This window comes from Rugosimonospora acidiphila (genome assembly GCF_039543385.1).
Lineage (GTDB): Bacteria > Actinomycetota > Actinomycetes > Mycobacteriales > Micromonosporaceae > Rugosimonospora > Rugosimonospora acidiphila.
This window is the reverse complement of sequence record NZ_BAABJQ010000010.1, coordinates 15,782-37,449: the sequence shown is the minus strand read 5'-3', so window position 1 is coordinate 37,449 and position 21,668 is coordinate 15,782. Positions and strand designations below refer to the sequence as shown.

The following is a 21,668-nucleotide window of genomic DNA, read 5'->3' as shown; positions in this document are numbered from 1 at the left end:
ATACCGATTGGGCGCACGCCACAACTGGCCGAGAATCGAGACCCCTGCTCGGCCCTACCGGGTCGGCTCCGAGTGGATGCCGAGGGCGCCGGCGATCCCGGCGGCACCGGCCGCGGTCACCTCGACCTCGCGGGGCGCCCCGCGGCGGGCGATCCAGCCGGCGTCGAAGAGCGCCACGGCCAGGGCGGCGCCGAGCCCACCGGCGAGGTGGTGGCGCTGCTCGGTCCAGTCGAGGCAGAAGCGCAGCACCGGGCGGCGGGCGTCGGACGCGGCCGGCAGCAGGGCGGGCAGATCCACGCCGAGTTCGGCCAGGACCGGGGCGGCGGCGGGGCCCAGCCGGTACGGGTGCGCGCGCAGCGGGGCGGACAGCGCGTCGCCGGAGCGGCGGCTGGTGTCGGCTACGCCGTCGGTGGCCACCAGCGCACCCCGGTCGATCAGCGCCTGGGTGACCGCGACGCCGAGCGCACCGGCCAGGTGGTCGTAGCAGGTGCGCGCCTCGCGCAGCCGCTGCGCCCGGGTGCCCTGCCGGAGGGAGGTCACCGGCTGGGCGGGCGCGATGGCGGCGAGGGCCTCCAAGGTGGCGGCCACCTTGGGGCCGGCCAGGGCGTAGTACCGGTGCCGGCCGGAGCGCTCGACGGTGATCAGGTGTTCGGCACGCAGCTTGTTCAGGTGGGCGCTCATCGCGGCTGCGGACACGCCGGCCTCGGCGGCCAGCACGCTGGCCGGCAGCCGTCGCCCGTCGGCGAGAGCCATCAGCACCCGGGCGCGGGACCGGTCGGCGAACAGGGCGGCCACCCGCGCGATGTCCGCGTCCCCACCGCGCGTGCCGCCGGCCGTGGGGCGCGACGCGACGGGCGCGTTGGCTGGGTTCGCCTTACCGGTGTTCATGGTTACCCAGTCTGCCGCGGCAACACTTCAGCCGCCATGGAAGTGTTTCCGCCCCAGACTAGGGATCATGGACACGACAAGGGTTACCGAGACACGGCGGGTCGAACCTCGACAGGCGGATCCTTCGCGCCGCCGGACCCTGGTGCTGGCCGTGATGTGCGTCGGGATGTTCCTGGTGCTGCTCGACGTGACGATCATCAACGTCGCGCTGCCCACTATCGGGCGGCAATTGAGCACCGGCGCCTCGGGCCTGCAGTGGGTCGTCGACGCGTACACGATGGCGATCGCCAGCCTGCTGCTGGCCGGCGGCGTCCTCGGCGACCGGCTCGGCCACCGCCGGATCGTGATGATCGGACTAACCGGGTTCGGGCTGGCCTCGGCCGTGTGCGGGCTCGCCGCGGGGCCGGCCATGCTCATCGGGGCCCGCGCGGTGCAGGGTGGCGGCGCGGCCCTGCTGCTGCCCGGCAGCATAGCGGTGATCGCCGACGCCTACCCCGAAGCGGCGGCCCGGGCCCGCGCGCTGGGCGTGTGGGCCGCGGTGTCGGCCCTGTCGCTGCCGGCCGGCCCGCTGGTGGGCGGGCTGCTGGTCACCGCGTGGGGGTGGCGCTCGGTGTTCCTGCTCAATCTGCCGATCGTCGCGGTCGCGCTGGTCGCCGTGCCGCGCCTGGTCGGCGGGCCGCACCCGGTCGGCGGGGGCGCCCGGGGCCGGTCGCCGGACCTGGCCGGGCTGATCGCCGCCGCGGCGACCCTTGGCGCGCTGGTCTTCGCGGTCATCACCGCTGGGCGTACTGGATTGTCCGCCGAGGTACTCGCGGCGGCCGTGGTGGCGGTGCTGGCCGGTGCCGGGTTCGTGGCGGCCGAGCGCCGGGCCCGGGATCCCATGCTGCCACCGGGCCTGCTGCGGGTACCCGCGTTCACCGGCGCCAACGCCGTCGCGCTGGCGATGAACGTGGTCGGCAACGGCACGATCTACCTGACCACCCTGTACCTGCAGGACGTGCAGGGGCGCGGGCCGCTGCCGGCCGGGCTGTTGATGGTTCCCGGGTTCGTGCCGCTGGCCGCGCTGTCCCCGATCACCGGTCGGATCACCGCCCGGCTCGGGCCCCGGCCGCCGATGATCGCCGGTCTGGTGCTCGGCGCCGCCGGTGTGGCCGGCCTGACGTTGGTCGGCCCGTCCAGCCCGTACCCGGTGCTGTTGCCGGCGTTGCTCGGCCTCGGCCTGGGCCTGGGGCTGCTCACCGCCGCCGTGGTCGCCGCGGCCATCGCCGCCGTCCCGCCCGACCGGTCCGGGCTGGCCAGCGGCGTGAACAACACCGCGCGGCAGACCGGCACCGCGCTCGGCGTCGCCGTCTTCGGTGCGCTCGCCGGCACGCCGGAACACCCCGTCCGTTTCGTGGCCGGAATGCACCGCGCGGGCGTACTCGGTGCCGCGCTCTGGCTCGCCGGGGCGGCGGTCACCGCCGTGACGGTGCGCCGATCGGCCCGCCCGACCGTGGAGTAGGTGGGTGAGCTATGCCGATGCGGAGAGCAGACGCCGCAACACCGGTACGAAGTGGTCGAACTCGGGTGCCTCGCGCGACGGGTCCTTCGCCAGGTCGTCCCACCGGCGCAGCGCCACGGCGTCGGCGGCGTACGGCAGCGCCTCGTAGGTCCGCGCCTGCCCCGTCGTCATCGGGCCGCCCTGCAGCTCCAGCGTGTACTTCGAGGCGTCGGACAGCCCCGCGTGGTACGCCGGCTCGACCGCGCACAGGTACCGCTTGGCCTCGACGTGCAGCCGGACCGGCTCGGTGACCGCCGGGCCGAGCCACCGCCCCAGCCAGGCCGCGCCGGTGTAGCCGTGCCGATTGTCGGTGCCAGCCATCAGGTCGCGGCCGGAGAGGTCCCCGGTGAGCCCGTGGATGAGGTGGCCGACGTCGTGCAGCAGCGCGGCGGCCACCGGAGCGTCGCCGGCCTCGGCCGCCTCCGCCAGGGCGGCGGCCTGGCGCAGGTGCACCGACACGGTGACCGGCTCGCCGAGGTAATCCTGCGCGCCCTCACCCGCGAACAGGTCCGCCACCAGCGGAATGAAGTCCCTGGTCATGGCGGAATCATGCAGCCGGCCGGGGTCCGCTGTCATGCCGGTGGGGCGAAACGTCGGCGCCTGTTCACCCGTCGTTCTTATTCACCTATCTCACTACATTGTGCCCGTCCGCCCGCGTCCGCGTGCCGGCGAGGATCGCACGTATGGTGGCAGCCGTGTCAGCGACTGCCTTCCGGAACGGTGTGCCCGAACACGGCCGGGTGCCGAAGTACTACACGGTCAAGGCCCAGCTCGTGGGCTTGATCGCCGAGCTCGGCGTGGGCGCGCTGCTCCCGGCCGAGCGCGATCTGGCCGCCACGTACGGGGTGGCCCGCTCGACGCTGCGTCAGGCCATCTCGGAGCTGATCATCGAGGGCCGACTGCGGGCGCACCGCGGCCGGGGCACCTTCGTCGCCGCGCCCAAGCTGATCCAGCCGCTCGCGCTGGTCAGCTACACCGAGGCGCTGCGCGAGATGGGCCACCAGCCCGGCCGGGTACTGGTCACGCTGGAGCGGGTGTCCGCCGACGCGGAGTTGGCCGGGCACCTGGCCATCGCGGAGGGCGCCGAGGTGATCCACCTGGAGCGGGTACTGCTGGCCGACGGCGAGCCGCTCGGGCTGGAGAGCACGTACCTGTCGTACCAGCGGTACCCGACGCTGCCCGAGGTGCTGGAGCCGACCGGGTCGCTGTACCAGTGCATGGAGCAGCGCCTCGGGGTGGTTTACGCGGAAGCCACCGAGCGGGTGGAGACCGTGCTCGCCAGCCCGCGCGAGGCACTGTTGCTGCGCGGCAACCCGGCGCTGCCGATGCTGCTGATGCAGCGGGTAAGCCTTGACCAGCAAGGGATTCCGATCGAACGGGTACGGGCGCTCTACCGTGGCGACCGGATCGGGTTCGAGACGCGGCTGCGCGCCGGCTGAGACCCACCACCCCGCCCGGAGCCCTTAGATAACGGAAACGTAACAGGTACGAACCTTTCGGTCTCGTTCACGTTCGCGTCGCTTCGCCGGTACCGGCACGCCAGCGCCGCCGCGCACTCTCGTCCGCGGCGAGCCACCACGGCACGCCACTGCGGAAACGGCTCAACGACAACGGCTCGACGAGAGCGGCAGGGAGCGTACGTGCGGATCGTCATCGTCGGCGGCGGGGTGCTCGGCACCATGCACGCCTGGCAGGCCATCGAACGCGGCCACGAGGTGGTGCACCTGGAGCGGGAGCGGGAGTCGCGGGGCGCCTCGGTGCGCAACTTCGGGCTGGTCTGGGTCTCCGGTCGGGCCGCCGGTGCCGAACTCGACGTGGCGCTGCGCTCCCGACAGCTGTGGGAACAGCTCGGCGACCGGGTGCCCGGGATCGGCTTTCGCGGCAACGGTTCGCTGACCCTGTGCCGCACCCCGGCCGAGGTGGCGGTCGCGGAGGCCGCCATCCGCGCCGCGGACGCCACCACTCGCGACTTCGCTGTGCTGCAACCCGACGAAGCGCGCAAGCTCAATCCGGCGCTGCGGGGCGACTTCCTGGCCGCCCTGTGGTGTGGCCGGGACGGCGTGGTCGAGCCGAGGGTCGCGCTGCCCGAGCTGCGTGCCACGCTCGCCGCGTCCGGCCGGTACTCCTGGTTCCCCGGGCGCGAGGTGCGGGCGTTGGACGACCGGGCGGTGCGCGACGACCACGGGCAGACCCACGCCGGCGACCAGGTGGTTCTGGCCACCGGCGCCTGGTTCGGCGGCCTGGTCGCCGAGCTGGCCCCGGACCTGCCGGTGCGCAGGGTGCGGCTGCAGATGGCGCAGACCGAGCCGCTCGGCGAGGAGTTGACCACCTCGGTCGCGGACGCGGACAGCTTCCGCTACTACCCCGCGTTCGACACGACCCAGCTCGCCCGCGTCCAGCCCCAACCGCCGATCGCGGCCGACCGCGCCATGCAACTGCTGATGGTGCAGCGACTCGACGGCGGGCTCACCATCGGCGACACCCACGCCTACGACGAGCCGTTCGACTTCGACGTCGTGGAATCACCGTATGACCATTTGACCGAGGTGGCCGGCGCGCTGCTGGGCCGGCCGCTGCCACGGATCGTGCGCCGCTGGGCCGGCGTCTACGCGCAGTGCCTCGATCCCACCGCCGTGCTGTACCGGCGGCAGGTCGGCGCCGGCGCCTGGCTGGTGACCGGGCCGGGCGGCCGCGGAATGACATGTTCTCCGGCGATCGCCGAGGACAGCGCGAAGGAGTTGAACTGGTGAGCACGATAACGCTGGCGGTACTGGACCTGGCCGGCACCACGGTGGCCGACGACGGGCTGGTGGTCGAGGCCTTCACCCGGGCCATGGCGCGGCAGGGCGTCGAGCCGGGGAGCCCCGAATACCGCGACATGATGGCGCACGTCCAGCGCACCATGGGCGAGTCGAAAATCGCCGTGTTCCGGCACCTGACCGGCGGGGACGAGGCGCGGGCGCAGCGGGCCAACGCCGACTTCGAGGTCGCCTACGGCGAACTGGTCGATGATGGGCGGTGCGCGCCGATCGACGGCGCGGCGGCGACCATCGACGCGCTGCGTACCCGCGGTGTGAAGGTCGCGCTGACCACCGGCTTCTCGCGAACCACGCAGGACCGCATCCTCACCGCGCTCGGCTGGCGGGACATCGCCGACCTCACGCTGTGCCCGGCCGAGGCGGGGCGCGGCCGGCCGTACCCCGACCTGGTGCTGACCGCGGTGCTGCGCCTGGGCATCGACGACGTCCGGACGGTGGCCACCGCCGGCGACACCACCTACGACGTGCACAGCGGCCTGCGAGCGGGCGCGAGCCTGGTGGCCGGGGTGCTCACCGGCGCCCACGACCGGCAGACCCTCGCCGACGCGGGCGCGACCCACCTGCTCGACACGGTGCGAGACCTTCCCGACCTGATCTGACTATCGCGAATCAAGGAGAGCGAAGACATGAGGCGCGTCCTTACCTCGGCAGCGGTGCTGGCCGCGGCGGCGCTGGTGGCGTCGGCGTGCGGCAGCGGCACCGGTGCCTCGGCGTCGACCAAGAGCGGCGGCGACGACAAGACCGTGACCATCTACAGCGCGGACGGGCTGGCGGACTGGTACCAGAAGCAGTTCGCCGCGTTCACCGCTCAGACCGGCATCAAGGTGCAGTACGTCGAGGCCGGCTCCGGCGAGGTGGTCTCCCGGATGGAAAAGGAGAAGGCCAACCCGCAGGCGGACGTGCTGGTGACTTTGCCGCCGTACATCCAGGACGCGGACAAGAACAAGTTGCTCGCCGCCAACACGGTGCCGGGGCAGGACAAGGTGACCGGCGCCTCGACCGACTACGTGCCGCTGGTCAACAACTACCTGTGCTTCATCTACAACCCGGATGTCGCCAAGCCCGCGCCGACCACCTGGGACGACCTGCTCAACCCCCGGTTCGCCAAGAAGCTCGAATACTCGACGCCGGGTGAGGCGGGTGACGGCACCGCCGTGCTCCTGCAACTGCAGCACGACTACGGCAAGCAGGGTGCGCTGGACTACCTGAAGAAGCTGGAGACCAACAACGTCGGCCAGTCCGCCTCGACCGGCAAGCTGGAGCCCGAGGTGAGCAACGGCCAGCTCGCGGTGGCCAACGGCGACGTGCAGATGAACCTGTCCTCCATCAACACCGACAAGTCGAACTTCAAGCTGTTCTTCCCGGCCAAGCCCGGCGGCACACCCTCCACGTTCGCCCTGCCGTACGTGATGGGTCTCGCGGCCGGTGCGCCGCACGCGGACGCGGGCAAGAAGCTGGAGGAGTTCCTGCTTTCCACCCAGGCGCAGACCGATGTCAGCTCGCAGGCGTACGGCATCCCCGTGCGCAGCGACGTGACGCCGACCGACGCCAACGCCCAGGTGGTCGAGCAGACCCTGAAGGGTGTGACCGTCTGGTCGCCCGACTGGAACCAGATCCTCGCCGACCAGGACTCCGATCTGGCCGCCTACAAGCAGGCGCTGGGCTTGTCGTGACGCAAGCGGAACTCGGGGGCGCGACGAGGCTCGCCGCGCCCCCGGCGATCCAGATCGCCGGGGTGACAGTCCACTATGGGCGCACTCCGGCCCTGGTCGACTTCAGCCTGGACGTGGCGGCCGGCGAGACGGTGGCGCTGCTCGGGCCGTCCGGCTCCGGGAAGTCGACCGCGCTCAAGGCGGTCGCCGGGTTCGTCCAGCCGTCGTCCGGGCGCATCCTGCTCGGCGGGCGGGACGTCACCCACGAACCACCGCACGGCCGCGGGGTGGGCGTGGTGGTGCAGCAGTACGCGCTGTTCCCCCACCTCACGGTCGCCGAGAACGTCGCCTTCGGGCTGCGCGCCCGGCGCCGCCCGCGCGCCGAGGTCTCGGTGCGGGTCCGCGAGCTTCTCGACATGGTCGGTATGGCGGGCTTCGCCGGCCGCCGCCCCCGTGAGCTGTCCGGCGGCCAGCAGCAGCGGGTGGCCATCGCCCGCGCGCTGGCCATCCGGCCCAACGTCCTGCTGCTCGACGAGCCGCTGTCCGCGCTGGACGCCGCGCTGCGCGCGGACATGCTCGCGGAGTTGCAACGACTGCGCGACGAACTGCCCGACGTCGCGATCCTCTACGTCACGCACGACCAGGGCGAGGCGCTGGCCCTGGCTGGGCGCATCGCGGTGATGCGGGACGCCCGGCTGGTGGACGTGGACGACGCGCAGCGGCTCTATCGCCTCCCGCCGAGCCGGTTCACCGCCTCGTTCCTCGGCGGGGCGAACCTGTTGCCGGCGACCGTGCTCGACGGCTCGGACGGCGATGCGCTGATCGGCGTCCGGATTGGAACCTCGACGCTGCGCGCCGAGGCGACCGCCCGGTTCTCGGCGGGCCAGCGGGTACTGGTCTGCCTGCGCCCGCACACCCTGTCGGTGCGCGAACCCACCGCCGCCGGCCTGCCGGCGACCCTCACCGGGGTGCAGTGGCGCGGTTCGTCGTACCGGCTCACCTGCCTGGTCGACGAGCCGGCGATGGACGTACACGTCGACGTGCCGAACGTGGACGGCCTGCCCGCACCCGGGCAGCGGGTGGTGATCGCCGTACCCGAGGTGGGTGCCAGCGTCGTACCTGACCGGGACGAGCCGTGAGGCGGGCGCACGGGCTGTGGGTACTGCCGCCGGCGCTGCTGGTCGCCGGGGTGTTCGGGTACCCGCTGGTGCTCGTGGCCCTGCAGTCCGCCCGTACCGACGGCGGCGCCTGGACCGCGCTGTCCTGGCGGCTGGTGACCGGATCGCACGAGTTCCAGGCGGCGATCGGCGCCACCGTGCTCATTGCCGTCGCGGCCACCGCCGGATGCCTGCTGCTGGGCACGTTCTTCGCGCTGGTCATCGCGTTCGTGCCGTTTCCCGGTGCCCGGCTGGTCTCCCGGCTGGTCGACACCATGCTCGCCTTTCCCAGCTTCCTGATCGCGCTGTCCTTCACCTTCCTGTACGGCGCCGCCGGCGTGCTGCACGCCGCCGGCGTACCGATATCCGGCTTTCTCTACACGCGGTGGTGCGTGATCCTGGCCGAGATCACCTTCTACACGCCGTTCGTCATGCGGCCGGTGCTCGCCGCGTTCACCCAGGTGCCCGCCGACCGGCTGAACGTCGCGGCGTCGCTGGGCGCCCGCCCGTGGCGGGTGGTCCGCCAGGTCATCCTGCCCGAGGCGCTGCCGGCGCTGGCCGCCAGTGGCAGCCTCACCCTGCTGCTGACCCTCAACGAGTTCGGCATAGTGCTGTTCATCGGCGCGAAGGACGTCACCACCCTGCCCATGCTCGTGGAGACCAAGGGCGTGGTCACCTTCGACTACCCGGGCGCGTGCGTCGTCGCGGTGGTCGAGGTGGCGTTGTCGCTCGCGCTGTACTCCCTGTACCGCTGGGTCTTCCGCCGTTACGAGCGGTCCGGCTCGGCACGTCCGGCGCCGCGTCACGAGCCAGACCAGTCGCCCGGGGGTGACCGTGCTGCTCTGGTCGCGTAGCGCCCGCCGGTGGGTGTGGCTGGCCTTCGCCATTGTGTTCGGGGCGATCGTGCTGGCCCCGCTGGCCATCCTCGTGCTCGCCGGGTTCGCCCGCTCGTGGAACGGCGTGCTGCCCACCCAGTTCACCACCGGCCATCTACGCGACGCGGTGGCCGGCGACCAGCTGGCCAGCCTGATCGTCAGCCTCCAGACGGCCGCCATCGCGGGCCTGCTGGCGGTCGTCGCCGGCAGTTGGGCGGCGCTGGCGGTGCCGGCCGCGCCGCGATGGCTGCGCCGGGTGGTGGATTCCCTACTGCACCTGCCGGTCGCGGTGCCCTCGGTGGTGGTCGGGCTGGGACTGCTCGTCGCGTTCAGCCAACGGCCGTTGCTGCTCAACGGAACCCGGTGGATAGTGCTCATCGCCCACGCCGTGCTCGTGGTGGCGTTCGCGTACTCCACGGTGTCGGCGGCGGTCACCCGCGCCGATCCCGCCTACGCCGAGGTGGCCGCGTCGCTGGGCGCCCGGCCGGCGCGGGTGCTGTGGCGGGTGCGCCTGCCGATGCTGCTGCCGGCGATCGGCGCCGCGGCGAACCTGTCCATCGCGCTGTCCATGGGCGAGGTGGGCGCGACCATCATGGTGTACCCGCCGGACTGGCGCACCGTACCGGTCACCATCTTCACCCTGACCGACCGCGGCAACGCGTTCGACGCGGCGGCGGACACCCTGCTGCTGCTCGCCGCCTCACTGGTCGCGCTCACGATCATCGGACGGCTGACCCGCGGCCACGCCGCGCACCGCTGAGCCGCCGGCGGCCCGACACTCCCCCTCGCCGGGCCGCTGGCCCACGCCGGCCGTCCGGCGCTCCCCCTCGCCGGGCGGCCGCCCTCCGCGTCGACTGCCGCCACGAAATCCACGCGACGCACGGCAACCCGCGTTGCTACCGTCGCGTCATGACTCTTTCGCGTCCGGTCATGATGCCCCGCCACCGGGACGGCTGACGGGCGCGACGACGCGTTTCGAGACCCCCGGGTTCGGGGGCCCGACGCGGTTCGTGGGTCGACTCTCCGGGCCCTTCCGCCGGCAGGAGGTCCGCCCATGACCCGCGTGTATCTGACCACCACCATCCCGTACGTCAACGCCGCACCGCACCTGGGCTTCGCGCTGGAGGCCGTGCAGGCCGACGTGCTGACGCGCCACCACCGTCAGCGCGGCGACGAGGTGCGGCTGCTGACCGGCACCGACGACAACTCCCTGAAGAACGTGCTGGCGGCCGAGGCCGCCGGGCTCCCCGTGCAGCAGTACGTCGACTCCAACGCCGAGGCGTTCGCGGCGCTGCGCGAACCGCTCGCCCTGTCCTACGACGACTTCATCCGCACCAGCCGCGATCCGCGGCACCGAGCCGGCGTGCGCCGGCTGTGGCACGCGTGCGCCGAGGCCGGAGACCTGTACCGGGCCCGGTACGAGGGCCTGTACTGCGTCGGCTGCGAGCACTACCTGACCGAGGACGAACTCGACGCCGGGTGCTGCCCCGAACATCGGGTACCGCCGGCCCGCCTCGCCGAACAGAATTGGTTCTTCCGGCTGTCCCGGTACGCCGGCCGCATCCACGAGGCCATCGCGAGCGGCCGGCTGCGGATCGAGCCGGCGGGCCGGCGCAACGAGGTGCTGTCGTTCATCGAGGGCGGGCTGCGGGACTTCTCCGTCTCCCGTTCCCGGCAACGCGCCCGGGGCTGGGGAATCCCCGTACCGGGCGACGACGACCAGGTGGTCTACGTGTGGTGGGACGCGCTGGGCAACTACGTCACCAGCCTGGGATACGGCGGCGACGAGCGGGCGTACCGCACCTGGTGGGCCGGCTCCGACCGGCGGGTACACCTGATCGGTAAGGGGGTGCTGCGCTTCCACGCCGTCTACTGGCCGGCCATGCTGCTGTCGGCGGGATTGCCGCTGCCGACCGACATCCTGGTGCACGACTACCTGACCGTGGACGGGCAGAAGATCAGTAAGTCGTCGGGTGCCCGAGTGGATCCGGTCGAGCTGGCCAATCGGTACGGCACCGACGCGGTGCGCTGGTGGCTGCTGCGCGAGGTACCCAGGGTCGGCGACGTCGACTTCACCGTGGAGCGGCTGATCGCCCGGGCCAACGACGACCTCGCCGGCGGGGTGGGCAACCTGGTCAGCCGGGTCGTGACGATGGCGCACCGCTACCGCGCCGGCCGAGTGTCCGCGACGCCGGGCCAGGCCGAGCTTCCTGGGGCCTGCCGCACCGCGACCGTACTGGTCGACACCGCCCTCTCGGACGGTGACTTCCGCCGGGCCACGGCGGCGGTGTGGTCGATCGTCGAGCACGCCAACCGCGAAATCGAGCGGGTACGCCCCTGGGAGCTGGCCCGGGCGGAACGCGCCGGTGATGCCCGGGCCGGCGAGGAGCTGGATGCCTGCCTGTCCGGGCTGCTGGCGGCGTGCCGGTGCCTCGGCGAACGGCTCGCCGCGTTCCTGCCCGGTACGGCGGCCGGGGTTCTGGTCACGTGCACCCCGGCCGACGGGCTGCTGCCGCCACCGGAGCCGCTATACCCCCGCATCCAGCCGTGAACGGCACCCGCTCGGTCATCGCTCCGTTGTGGACAGACGAGGCGACCCATCGTCACGCGCGACGGGGCGGGCGCCGCCGGTCACACCGCCGATGGGTATTCGGGCTGATCGGGGTAGCCAGGCTGAGCCTGCGGCGCGGGGTAACCGGGCTGAGCCTGCGGCGCGGGATAGCCCGGCTGAGCCTGCGGCGCCGGGTAACCAGCCTGGGCCTGCGGCGCGGGATAGCCCGGCTGAGCCTGCGGCGCGGGATAGCCCGGCTGAGCCTGCGGCGCCGGGTAACCAGCCTGAGCCTGCGGCGCGGGATAGCCCGGCTGGGCCTGCGGGGCCGGGTAACCGGGCTGAGCCTGCGGGGCCGGGTAACCGGGCTGGGCCCCTGGGACGGGGTAGCCCGGCTGGGCCCCCGGAGCGGGGTAGCCGGTGGAGGGCGGGTAACCGGTCAGGTTCCGTTGCGCCGCAGCGTTTGCCTTCGCGGCACGGCGCGAGGTCACCGCCCGAATAATGAACAGGATCGGCACGGCGAACACGTAGTAGAAGAGGAAGTATTCGGTGCCGTTGAACAGGAATGCCAGGTAGAACCCGTAGCCGAACATGATGATGCCGATCACGATGCTCAGCACCCGCGCACGCGTGGTCTGGCCACCGAGAGCCGCGCCCATGACAATCATGAGCACGCCGCTGACCAAGAGCAGGATGGTATAGACAGCAAACACGGCTTCTCCGCAGGGGTAGATCGGCTCGACCGGCCGCCTACCCTAAGCGAAATCAAATCCCCGCGCAGCCCTACTTTCGCGCGGTCAACCGTCCGCTGCCAGGACAGATCGCGGTAACGCGGAATCGAAAGGCCGGGTTGGGCCGCGCTTGCCCCGAAATTCGGAGGCAGGTTGTACGGCGCCCGCCACCCTCTGGTGGCGCCACCCGTCAGCTTCCTGACATGCGGGCCTCCCACGCAGCGGGAAGGACAGCAACTCGCCAGGCAGCTTGAGCAGGCGCCCAAACCCCGCGGTTCACCGCCGACGAGCGGCATCGTTCCCGCACCCCGTCGCGTCAGCGATCCCTAATGCGGCGCGGTCGGCAACCGTCCCGCCGCCTTGCGCACGATGGAGTACATCGACACCAGAGCCCACACGCCCTCGAGCAGAATGAAGCCCCATTCGAGATTCACAACCGCGGTGACGGTGAGGATCGCCGAGCCGACCGCGTTGGAGATGAGGTAGCGGTAGCTGGACGAGTCGAGACGGCCGAGCTGAGCGGCCACGAACGCGGCCAGAATGAGCAGCGAGCCGACGATCTGGATAACGTCAAACATCACGAAGCACCACCGACACCGTCTTGTCGCTGTCCGGGTACGGTGTGCCTCGTCCGGGACGCCCACGTCCTCGCGGGGGCAGCCACTCGATTGTAACGAGCCGTTGCCCCGTGACATGGCCAGATTCGTCACCCTCTGGGACGGGCCGGCACCATCGAACTCGACCGGGCGATGGAAGACTCGACCGGGCGACGGAAGAATTGCCGCGCCGGATTCGACGGCGTCAGGGGATTCGACGGCGTCAGGCCAGGTCGGTACCGGGGTCGATGGACCAGTGGTTGGCCCGCAGAATCCGGCCGGCGAACGTCACGTCCTTCTCCCCCGCGAACGTGAAGCCCAGCGAGCGGCAGATGCCGTTGGACGCGGCGTTGGAGGCACCCGGGAAGGCGTGCACCACCCCCCATCGCCCGTCCTCGCAGGCGCGTTCGAGCAGTGTGCGGGCGGCACGCTTGCCCAGCCCACGCCCCTGGAACTCGGGCAGCACCATCCACCCGACCTCGGAGGCCGGCTCGCCGTCCAGCTCATGGGTGAACAGTGTGACGGTGCCGGCCACGGCCGAGGGCTCGGCGCCGTCCGGAACGACCATCTTGATCCATTCGTCGTCGCGAGCCGCGCTGCGCACATCCCTCTCGACCTTCGCCTCCATGCCCTCGCGCGGCAGCGGACCGCCGAGTTCGGCCATCATCACGGGGTCGCAACGCATCCGCACGTAGGCGTCGAGGTCACCGAGCTCGACATCGCGCAACAGCATCGGCCACTCCGTCCGCTCCGGCCCATCGCAGCATCGCAACATCGCGGTCACCATGCCGCCGGCGGGGGCGCCGTGTCCGTCCGGTCGGCGCGGCGGGTCCGCCCGCACCGCCTCGTCATACCAACGAAGCGCTGGGTTGAGCACGAGAGAATTCGCCATCTTCGTACTCGGCGGACGGGACCAGTTCATCGGCGCCGGGGCCGGGAAGCTCGGCGGGCAGGTCGAACAACGGGAACAGGCGCTCCGCGTCGAGGTAGGTGACGGTGTCCGTGATCAGGCCGCCCGACACCTCGACGATGACGAGCGCGAACGGCCGGTACCCGGAGCCGTCGGCCGACCGGTACTGTCCGAACGCCGCCGAGCCGTTGGCCAGGGTCGGCAGCAGCCGGGCGCCTCCGCCGGGCCGCCGGGCGGCGAGCAGCGCCTCGCGGATTTCGTCGCGGCCGCGCAGCCACCACGCGAACGGCGGCATCGACATCGTGGCGTCCCCGTGCAGCAGCGACACGAGCGCCTCGACGTCGTGGCGCTCGACGGCGTCGCGGTACCGGGCCAGCAGCCGCCGGTGGGCATCGTCGAGCCGGCTGGCCGGCCCCGCGCCCGGCGCGCCGTCGGCGGACCCGATACCCGCACCGGGTGCCGGGCCGCCGGCCGCGTTGGCGGCCCGCAACGTCGACCGTGCCCGCTGGAGTGCGCTGGTCACCGACGCGACGCTGGTGTTCAGCTGGGCGGCGACCACCGACCCCTTGAAGCACAGCACGTCGCGCAGGATGAGCACGGCGCGCTGCCGGGGCGGCAGGCGCTGGAGTGCGGCGACGAACGGCAGCCGGATGGTGTCGCGCCACGCGCTCAACCGCGCCGGGTCGCCGTGCGCCGGCCGGATGCGGGCGTCCGGAACCGGCTGGATCCAGCCGGCCGCGGGCAGTGGATAGCCCAACGACTCGCCGGCGCGCGACGGCGAGCCCAGATCCATCGCGAGCGCCCGCCGCCGGGCGCCGCGCAGCAGGTCGAGGCAGACGTTGGTGGCGATGGCGTACAGCCACGACCGCAGCGGGGCGCGGTTCTCGTCGTACCCGTCGAAGCCGCGCCAGGCACGCACCACGGTCTCCCGCGCGGCGTCCTCGGCCTCGAACGCCGAACCGAGCATCCGGTAGCAGTAGCCGAGCAGGTCGACCCGGAACTCGTCGAGCCGAGGATCCACCGGAACAGGGTGCCGAGGATCCATCAGAACAGGGTGTAGCCGCCGTCGATCACCATTACCGCACCGGTCATGAAGCTGGACGCGCCGCTGGCCAGGAACACCACCGCACCGCCCAGCTCCTCGGGCAGCCCGTACCGCTTCATGGCGGCCGGCTCGACGCACCACTCGCGGTACTCGGGCCGGTCGACCGGGGACGCCTCGGTGAGGATGTACCCGGGTGCGATCGCGTTGACCCGCACCCCGTGCGGCGCCCACTCGGCCGCCAGCGCCTTGGTCAGCTGGTGCACCGCCGCCTTCGACGCCAGGTACGGCGGCTGCCACCGGGGCCGGTTGACGATCATCCCGGACATCGAGCCCACGTTGACGATGGCTCCGCCGCCGCGCTCGACCATCTGAGCCCCGACCGCCTTGCTGCAATACCAGACGCCGTCGAGGTTGGTGGCCAGCACCTCGCGCCACACCTCGTCCGGCGTCTCCAGCGCCGGCGAGCCGATGCTGATGCCGGCGTTGTTGACCAGCACGTCGATCGGGCCCAGTTCGTCGGTCACCCGCCGCACCATCAGGTCGACCTGCGCCGGGTCGGTCACCTCCAGGCCCACCGGCAGCGCGGTGATACCGGCGGCGCGCAGCTCATCGGCGGCCCGCTGCGCCGGTTCCAGGGTGCGGGCGGTCACCGCGACCGCGGCGCCGGCCTCGCCCAGCGCCTGGGCCAGGGCCCGGCCGATGCCGCGGCTGGCACCGGTGACCACGGCCACCTTGCCGTTCAGAGAGAAGGATTCGAGCACCGTCATGGTTCAGGACACGTCCACAATTCGATCGATAATCATCTGCGCCGCGCCGAGAACGCCGGCGTCGATGCCGGTGGACAGGCGCTCGATGAGCAGGGTCTGGGTGGCCAGCGGCAGGCACCGTTCGTAGAGCGCGGCCCGCATGCTGGCCAGCAGCGGTTCGCAGTCGGCCAGCAGGCCGCCGATGAGTACCGCCTGCGGGTTGAAGAAGTTGACCACGACCGAGAGAATCTCGCCGATCGCCCGGCCGGCCGCGCGCACGATCGCGGTGGCGTGCGGATCTCCGTGGTCCACCAGCCGCATCACGTCCGCCGGACTGCTCACCGCGATCCCGCGCTGCGACAGCGCGGTGACCAGGGCAGCGCCGCTCGCGACCGCCTCCAGGCAACCGGTGTTGCCACAGCTGCACAGCGGCGCGGGCTCCTCCACGGTGATGACCCGGCAGTGGCTGATGTCACCGGCCGAGCCCTGCGCCCCGCGGTGCAGCTGACCGGCCGAGATGACCCCGGCCCCGATCCCGCTGCCGGCCTTGACGTAGACCGCGTGGTCCAGCTCGGCGTGGGCCGACCGGTGCTCGCCGAGCGCCATGAGATTGGCGTCGTTGTCCACCGCTATCGGCACGTCGAGCCGCTCGGAGCAGAACCGGTACACGTCGAAGCCGTTCCAGCCCGGCATCCGGGACGGTGACACGATCCGGCCGGCGCTGTGCTCGACCGGCCCCGGCACGCCGACGCCGACGCCGCGCAGCAGCGCGCCGCGACCGCCGTCGCCGGGTTGACCGCCGTCGCTCGATCCACCGCCGTTGGCCGAGCCACCGCCGTTGGCCGGGCCACCGCCGTTGGCCGGGCCACCGCCGTTGGCCGGGCCACCGCCCTTGCCCGGCGGGCCGCCGTCGCCGGACGGTTCGACCGCGGCACGCGGCCCGCTGGCGGCCAGCTCCTGGACCACGTCGAGCAGCTTCCCGAGTACCGGCTCGGGGCCGTCGTTGACCTCGACCGCCAACGACCGCACGGCGACCACGCGCCCGGACAGGTCGAGCGTGGCGACCCGGGCGTGGTGTGCGCCGAGGTCGATGGCCCCGATCAGGCCGCCGTCGCCCGGAACCTCCAGTTGGCGCGGCCGGCGCCCGCCGCGGGACTTGCCCGCCCCCACCTCGCGCAGCCACCCGTCCCCGATCAGCGACTCCACGCGCTGGGAAACGGTGGATGGGGATAAACCAGACAATCGCGCTAAATCAGCACGGCTCGCTGCCGCCCCGCTCGCCACCAGCCGCAACAGGTCGCGAGTGCTCCCCTTAGCCGCTGTTCCGGCTGCGTCATCGACAGTCACGTCTGGTTCTTAGCACCGTGGGCTTTTTTCGGCAAGCTGTTGACTTGATTCTGGCAGATGCCTTAGATGGCGTGAGATAGTCCAGGGAAGCGATGACTTCGTTCGGTAGCTGGAGGAAGAGGGGGTAGCCATGTCCACGAGCCCTCCGCTTGACTTGACCCGACAAAAGGGGCAAGCCGATCAGTCGGCGCCGCCGATGGTGGCGGTCCGGAAGCTCAACAAGTCGTTCGGGGATCACCACGTACTCAAGGACGTCGACCTTGAGGTCGCGCCGGGCGAGGTGGTGGTGGTGATCGGACCGTCTGGCTCCGGAAAGTCCACCCTGTGCCGCTGCCTGAACCGGCTGGAAGTGGCCGGCGACGGCGATATCGATATCGATGGCCGGCCGCTACCCGCTGAGGGCCGCGACCTGGCCCGGCTGCGCGCCGAGGTCGGCATGGTGTTCCAGTCGTTCAACCTGTTCGGTCACCGCACCGTCCTGGAGAACGTGATGCTGGGCCCGACCAAGGTCCGTCACCTGGGCAAGTCCGAGGCTCGGGCCGAGGCGCTGGCGCTGCTCGACCGGGTCGGCATCCGCGACAAGGCGGACGACTTCCCGGCGCAGCTGTCCGGCGGGCAGCAGCAGCGCGCGGCGATCGCCCGCGCGCTGGCCATGCACCCGAAGGTCATGCTCTTCGACGAGCCGACCTCGGCGCTGGACCCCGAGATGGTCAACGAGGTCCTCGACGTGATGGTCTCCCTCGCCGCGGAGGGCATGACCATGATCGTGGTCACCCACGAGATGGGCTTCGCCCGTCGCGCGGCGGACCGGGTGATCTTCATGGACGACGGGCGAATCGTCGAGACAGGTACCCCCGACGAGTTCTTTGCCGCGCCACGCACCGAGCGGGCGCGGGATTTTCTATCCAAGATTCTTCAGCACTGATCCTCGGAGTGAGTGACATGTCCAGTTTGAAGACGAAGCTGGTGCCGCGTAAGAGCGCAGCTTTGGCGGCGGTGGCGGCCGCGACCGTCCTCGCCGTCGCGGCCTGCGGCGGCGGCAGCGGTTCGAGTAGCAGCGCCGCCGGCTCGACGAGCAACAGCGGGCTCGGCGGCAGCGGCGTACTGGCCCAGTCGGTGTACGACTCGGCCCCGGTGGCGCCGGCGTCCGCGATTCCGGCCGGCTCGACCATGGCGATGATCAAGCAGAAGGGTCAGCTGACCATCGGTGCCGCACTGGACGCGCCGCTGCTCTCGCAGCAGGACCCGACCAACGGCAAGATCGAGGGCTTCGACGCCGACCTGGCCAAGCTGCTGGCGAAGTACATCACCGGCACGACCAACGTGAAGACGGTGACCATCGGCACCCAGACCCGTGAGGCGATGCTGTCCTCCAAGCAGGTGGACGCGGTGTTCAACACGTACACCATCACGCCGGAGCGGGCCTCGCAGGTCGCCTTCGCCGGGCCGTACATGAGCTCCGGCCTCGCGGTCGCGGTCAAGAGCAGCGACAACAGCATCCACAGCGTGAAGGACCTGTCCGGCAAGACGGTCATCGTCGGCGCGAACACGCCGGCCATCACCGAACTGCCCAAGGCGGCGCCGAACTCCAAGCAGGTCGCGTTCGGCACCGACCCGGAGGCCGTGCAGGCCCTGACCCAGGGCCGCGGCGTCGCGTACGTGCAGGACCTGACGCTGCTCGCCTCGGACGCCAAGGCGAATCCGGCCATCAAGGTGGTCGGCCAGCCCTTCACCTCCGAGCCGTACGGCATCGGCCTGAACCACGACGACGCGCAGTTCAAGACGTTCGTCAACAACTGGTTGAAGACGATTGAGTCGGACGGAATCTGGGCCAAGGTCTACCAGGCGACCCTCGGCTCGGTCGTTCAGGGCCCGGTGCCCACGCCGCCGGCCATCGGCTCGGTCGACGGATCCTGAGGCATCGGCTAGCCAGCCATGAATGCGCTCACCGGACACCTCAGTGTGCTCGGCCACGGGGTGGTCACGACGGTCGAACTGACCGCCGTGACCACCGTCGCGGCCCTGCTGCTCGGCATCATCGTCGCGATCCTGCGAATTTCGCCCGTGCCGATGCTTCGCGGGATCGGGCTGGTGTACGTCGAGGTTCTGCAAAACCTGCCGCTGCTGGCCCTGCTGGTGTTGTTCGTGTTCGCCTTTCCCCAGATCGGCATCACGTTCCCGTTGTTCACCTCGGCAGCTATCGTGATCGCGGCCTATGAGGGCGCGTACATGGCCGAGGCGATACGCGCCGGCATAAATACGGTCGCGGTCGGCCAGGCCGAGGCGGCCCGCGCGATCGGGCTGACCTTCAGCCAGAGCCTGCGCTACGTCATCCTGCCGCAGGCGCTGCGCGCGGTCATCCAACCGATCGGCAACATCTGCATCGCGCTGCTGATGAACACCTCGCTGGCCGCGGCGGTCGGCGTGGTCGAACTGACCCAGGCCGCCAACAACGTGAACCTCGTCGAGGCCCAGCCCATCGAGGTCTTCACCGGTGCCGGCCTCGCCTACATGGTGCTGGCGCTGATCATCGGCTTCACCACCGGGCGCCTGGAGCGGAAGCTGGCGATCGTCCGATGAGCGGGCGAAGCGAGCGAATCACGCGGCTCAGTGGGCTCGTGCCTCATCGGGCCGGCGAGCGAAGCGAGGCGGCACGCATGAGCGGGCGAAGCGAGGCGGCACGCATGAGCGGGCGAAGCGAGGCGGCACGCATGAGCGGGCGAAGCGAGGCGGCACGCATGAGCGGGCGAAGCGAGGCGGCACGCATGAGCGGGCGAAGCGCGCGAATCACGCGGCTCAGTGGGCTCGTGCCTCATCGGGCCGGCGAGCGAAGCGAGGCGGCACGATGAAAGATAATCAGAGGCTTCTTTTTGACGAGCCCGGGCCTCGCGGGAAGCGCCGGATCCGCATCGCCACGGTGGTCGGGGCGGTGGTCGTGGTCGCCGCGATCGCGCTCGCCGTCCGGCAGTTCGCCAACCACGGTGAGCTGGCCGCGGACCGGTGGCAACCGTTCACCCAGTGGCCGATCTGGCGGTACCTGCTCAACGGGCTGTGGGCGACGGTACGGGCGGCGGCCGCAATCGCCGTGCTCGGCGGCGCGTTCGGCCTGCTGCTGGCCCTGGGTCGGCTGTCGCGCCGGCGCCTGCCCCGGTACCTGGCCGGTGCGTACGTGGAGATCTTCCGCACCGTACCGGCGCTGCTGATGATCTACGTGACCCTGTTCGCCCTGCCCCACTACGGGCTGAACTTCTCCTTGTTCTGGAAGCTGGTCCTGCCACTGGTGGTGGCCAACTCGGCCGCGTTCGCGGAGATTTTCCGGGCTGGCATCAGGGCACTGGATCGCGGCCAGACCGAGGCCGGCCTGGCCATCGGCCTTCGCCCGGGGCAGGTGATGCGGCTGGTGGTGCTGCCGCAGGCGGCGCTGCGGCTGGCCCCGTCGCTGGTCAGCCAGCTGGTGGGTCTGCTGAAGGACACCTCGCTGGGTTTCGTGGTCAGCTACACCGAACTGCTCTACAGCGGGCAGGTGCTGTCCTCCTTCACGCACCTGCTCATCCAGACATTCCTGATGGTGGCGCTGCTGTACCTGGTGGTCAACGCGTCCCTGTCCAAGTTCGCCCGGGTCCTACAGGCCCGCGGCGGGCGACTGTTCGTCCGGCGCCGGCGATCGGTGGCCCCGTCCGACAACCTGCCGCCACTGGTGTCGCAGCGCGGAGGTGCGGTGTGAACCGGCGTCGGCCAGTACCCGAGAGCGACCCAGTACCCGAGAGCGACATGGTGTCCGTGCCCCAGGCGGCCGGCGAGCGGAACGAGGCGAACCGATGACTGAATACGCGGAACTCGCCCGGGTGACGCGCAACGGCTTCCTGGAGAGCCGGCACTACGGCAGCGTGGTGGTGCTCGACCCGGACGGCAAGGTGGTGCTGTCCGCCGGGGTACCCGACGAGCCGGTGCTGCCGCGCTCCACCCTCAAGCCGCTGCAGGCCCTCGCCACGCTGGAGGCCGGCGCGCCGCTGAGCGGGCCGGCGCTGGCCATCGCCGCCGGCAGCCACACCGGCGACGACCGGCACGTGGCGGTCGTGACGGCCATCCTCGCGGCGGCCGGGCTGCCGGTCGGCGCACTGCACAACGTGCCGGACTGGCCCGAGGACGAGGCGGCCCGGTTCCGGATGATCCGGGCCGGCGAGGGGCCGCAGCGGATCCGGATGAACTGCTCCGGCAAGCACGCGGCGATGCTCGCGGCCAGCGCGGGACACTCCTGGGCCACCGACGAGCGGTACCTGGACCCGGCGCACCCGATCCAGTCGCAGGTGCGGGAGACCGTGACGCGGCTGACCCGTACCCCGGTCACGCACGTGGCGGTCGACGGCTGCGGTGCTCCCCTGTTCGGGCTGGCGCTGCGCGGCCTGGCCGAGGGGTTCCGGTCGCTGGTACTCGCGCCGGCCGGCAGCCCGGAGGCCGAGGTGGCCGACGCGATGCGGGGCTACCCGGAGTACGTGGGCGGCTGGAACGGCCACCCCAACACGGAACTGATGCAGGCGGTGCCGGGGATGGTCGCCAAGGGTGGTGCGGAGGGCGTACTCGCGGCGGCGACCCGCGACGGGTACGCGGTGGCCGTGAAGGTCATCGACGGCAGCCCCCGGGCCACCACCATCGTGGCGCTCACCGCACTGGAGGCGGCCGGCGTACCGACGCCGGGCGCGCAGCGGCTGCGCACCGTACCCGTGCTGGGCGGCGGCGAGACCGTCGGCGCCATCGAGGGCTTCATCGAGGGCTTCATCGAGGGCGCCGCCTAGCGGCCGGCCGGGATCCGGCCG

22 protein-coding genes and 1 riboswitch are annotated in these 21,668 nt (G+C 71.7%); of the genes, 14 read left to right on the top strand and 8 right to left on the bottom strand.

Going from position 1 to position 21,668, the window contains the following annotated elements; genetic code table 11:
- Positions 1 to 54: 54 nt before the first annotated feature.
- Complete coding sequence (locus ABEA87_RS18375) at positions 55 to 888, bottom strand: ArsR/SmtB family transcription factor (protein WP_345631101.1); 834 nt, start codon at positions 886 to 888, stop codon at positions 55 to 57.
- 67 nt (positions 889 to 955) lie between these two features.
- Here ABEA87_RS18375 and ABEA87_RS18370 point away from each other — a divergent pair, with 67 nt between their 5' ends.
- Positions 956 to 2,389 (top strand): MFS transporter, encoded by a 1,434-nt coding sequence (locus ABEA87_RS18370; RefSeq protein WP_345631100.1) that lies wholly within the window; start codon positions 956 to 958, stop codon positions 2,387 to 2,389.
- A 9-nt stretch (positions 2,390 to 2,398) separates the two neighbouring features.
- On the opposite strand, the gene ABEA87_RS18365 is transcribed toward ABEA87_RS18370, so the two are convergent.
- On the bottom strand, positions 2,399 to 2,968 hold the full coding sequence (locus ABEA87_RS18365) for an HD domain-containing protein (RefSeq protein WP_345631098.1): 570 nt from the start codon (positions 2,966 to 2,968) through the stop codon (positions 2,399 to 2,401).
- Between the two features lie 155 nt (positions 2,969 to 3,123).
- Here ABEA87_RS18365 and ABEA87_RS18360 point away from each other — a divergent pair, with 155 nt between their 5' ends.
- From ABEA87_RS18360 to ABEA87_RS18325, 8 genes are all read left to right on the top strand, one after another.
- Positions 3,124 to 3,867, top strand: coding sequence for a GntR family transcriptional regulator (locus ABEA87_RS18360; protein WP_345631096.1), 744 nt, complete (start codon positions 3,124 to 3,126; stop codon positions 3,865 to 3,867).
- A gap of 201 nt (positions 3,868 to 4,068) precedes the next feature.
- Positions 4,069 to 5,178 (top strand): TIGR03364 family FAD-dependent oxidoreductase, encoded by a 1,110-nt coding sequence (locus ABEA87_RS18355; RefSeq protein WP_345631094.1) that lies wholly within the window; start codon positions 4,069 to 4,071, stop codon positions 5,176 to 5,178.
- Entirely contained in the window at positions 5,130 to 5,846 is a 717-nt protein-coding gene (locus ABEA87_RS18350; protein WP_425570908.1) for a phosphonatase-like hydrolase, read from the top strand. Before ABEA87_RS18355 ends, ABEA87_RS18350 begins: the two co-directional genes overlap by 49 nt.
- A gap of 27 nt (positions 5,847 to 5,873) precedes the next feature.
- Positions 5,874 to 6,920, top strand: coding sequence for a 2-aminoethylphosphonate ABC transporter substrate-binding protein (locus tag ABEA87_RS18345; RefSeq protein WP_345631090.1), 1,047 nt, complete (start codon positions 5,874 to 5,876; stop codon positions 6,918 to 6,920).
- On the top strand, positions 6,917 to 8,038 hold the full coding sequence (locus ABEA87_RS18340) for an ABC transporter ATP-binding protein (RefSeq protein WP_345631089.1): 1,122 nt from the start codon (positions 6,917 to 6,919) through the stop codon (positions 8,036 to 8,038). The genes ABEA87_RS18345 and ABEA87_RS18340 overlap by 4 nt, the downstream gene beginning before the upstream one ends.
- On the top strand, positions 8,035 to 8,910 hold the full coding sequence (locus ABEA87_RS18335; protein WP_345631088.1) for a 2-aminoethylphosphonate ABC transporter permease subunit: 876 nt from the start codon (positions 8,035 to 8,037) through the stop codon (positions 8,908 to 8,910). Before ABEA87_RS18340 ends, ABEA87_RS18335 begins: the two co-directional genes overlap by 4 nt.
- Complete coding sequence (locus ABEA87_RS18330) at positions 8,891 to 9,691, top strand: ABC transporter permease (protein WP_345631421.1); 801 nt, start codon at positions 8,891 to 8,893, stop codon at positions 9,689 to 9,691. The genes ABEA87_RS18335 and ABEA87_RS18330 overlap by 20 nt, the downstream gene beginning before the upstream one ends.
- Before the next feature lie 294 nt (positions 9,692 to 9,985).
- A complete protein-coding gene (locus ABEA87_RS18325; protein ID WP_345631087.1) occupies positions 9,986 to 11,482 on the top strand; it encodes a methionine--tRNA ligase in 1,497 nt (498 codons plus the stop codon).
- An 80-nt stretch (positions 11,483 to 11,562) separates the two neighbouring features.
- Here ABEA87_RS18325 and ABEA87_RS18320 read toward each other — a convergent pair whose 3' ends face one another.
- The 6 genes from ABEA87_RS18320 to ABEA87_RS18295 all read right to left on the bottom strand — a co-directional run bounded on the left by ABEA87_RS18320 (position 11,563) and on the right by ABEA87_RS18295 (position 16,854).
- Entirely contained in the window at positions 11,563 to 12,192 is a 630-nt protein-coding gene (locus ABEA87_RS18320; RefSeq protein WP_345631086.1) for a DUF308 domain-containing protein, read from the bottom strand.
- Positions 12,193 to 12,536: 344 nt separating this feature from the next.
- Positions 12,537 to 12,788: a CBU_0592 family membrane protein gene (locus tag ABEA87_RS18315; RefSeq protein WP_345631085.1), complete on the bottom strand. Its 252-nt coding sequence runs from the start codon at positions 12,786 to 12,788 to the stop codon at positions 12,537 to 12,539.
- Between the two features lie 12 nt (positions 12,789 to 12,800).
- Positions 12,801 to 12,874: riboswitch (guanidine-III (ykkC-III) riboswitch) on the bottom strand.
- Between the two features lie 155 nt (positions 12,875 to 13,029).
- The gene (locus ABEA87_RS18310) at positions 13,030 to 13,539 is read right to left on the bottom strand and encodes a GNAT family N-acetyltransferase (protein ID WP_345631084.1); all 510 of its coding nucleotides are present in this window, start codon (positions 13,537 to 13,539) and stop codon (positions 13,030 to 13,032) included.
- Between the two features lie 115 nt (positions 13,540 to 13,654).
- Complete coding sequence (locus ABEA87_RS18305; RefSeq protein ID WP_345631083.1) at positions 13,655 to 14,737, bottom strand: RNA polymerase subunit sigma-70; 1,083 nt, start codon at positions 14,735 to 14,737, stop codon at positions 13,655 to 13,657.
- 23 nt (positions 14,738 to 14,760) lie between these two features.
- Positions 14,761 to 15,528, bottom strand: coding sequence for an SDR family NAD(P)-dependent oxidoreductase (locus ABEA87_RS18300; RefSeq protein ID WP_345631082.1), 768 nt, complete (start codon positions 15,526 to 15,528; stop codon positions 14,761 to 14,763).
- A gap of 3 nt (positions 15,529 to 15,531) precedes the next feature.
- On the bottom strand, positions 15,532 to 16,854 hold the full coding sequence (locus tag ABEA87_RS18295; protein ID WP_345631081.1) for an ROK family transcriptional regulator: 1,323 nt from the start codon (positions 16,852 to 16,854) through the stop codon (positions 15,532 to 15,534).
- Between the two features lie 196 nt (positions 16,855 to 17,050).
- Between ABEA87_RS18295 and ABEA87_RS18290 the strand changes: the two genes are divergently transcribed.
- The 5 genes from ABEA87_RS18290 (at position 17,051) to ABEA87_RS18270 (ending at position 21,647) form a co-directional block, all read left to right on the top strand.
- Positions 17,051 to 17,779, top strand: a complete 729-nt coding sequence (locus tag ABEA87_RS18290; protein ID WP_345631080.1) for an amino acid ABC transporter ATP-binding protein — start codon at positions 17,051 to 17,053, stop codon at positions 17,777 to 17,779.
- A 17-nt stretch (positions 17,780 to 17,796) separates the two neighbouring features.
- Complete coding sequence (locus tag ABEA87_RS18285) at positions 17,797 to 18,771, top strand: glutamate ABC transporter substrate-binding protein (protein WP_345631079.1); 975 nt, start codon at positions 17,797 to 17,799, stop codon at positions 18,769 to 18,771.
- A gap of 18 nt (positions 18,772 to 18,789) precedes the next feature.
- A complete protein-coding gene (locus ABEA87_RS18280; RefSeq protein ID WP_345631077.1) occupies positions 18,790 to 19,434 on the top strand; it encodes an amino acid ABC transporter permease in 645 nt (214 codons plus the stop codon).
- Positions 19,435 to 19,699: 265 nt separating this feature from the next.
- Positions 19,700 to 20,578 carry an amino acid ABC transporter permease gene (locus ABEA87_RS18275; RefSeq protein WP_345631075.1) on the top strand — a complete coding sequence of 293 codons (879 nt, stop codon included), beginning with the start codon at positions 19,700 to 19,702 and terminating at the stop codon, positions 20,576 to 20,578.
- A 94-nt stretch (positions 20,579 to 20,672) separates the two neighbouring features.
- Positions 20,673 to 21,647, top strand: a complete 975-nt coding sequence (locus ABEA87_RS18270) for an asparaginase (RefSeq protein WP_345631073.1) — start codon at positions 20,673 to 20,675, stop codon at positions 21,645 to 21,647.
- Positions 21,648 to 21,668: the final 21 nt, after the last annotated feature.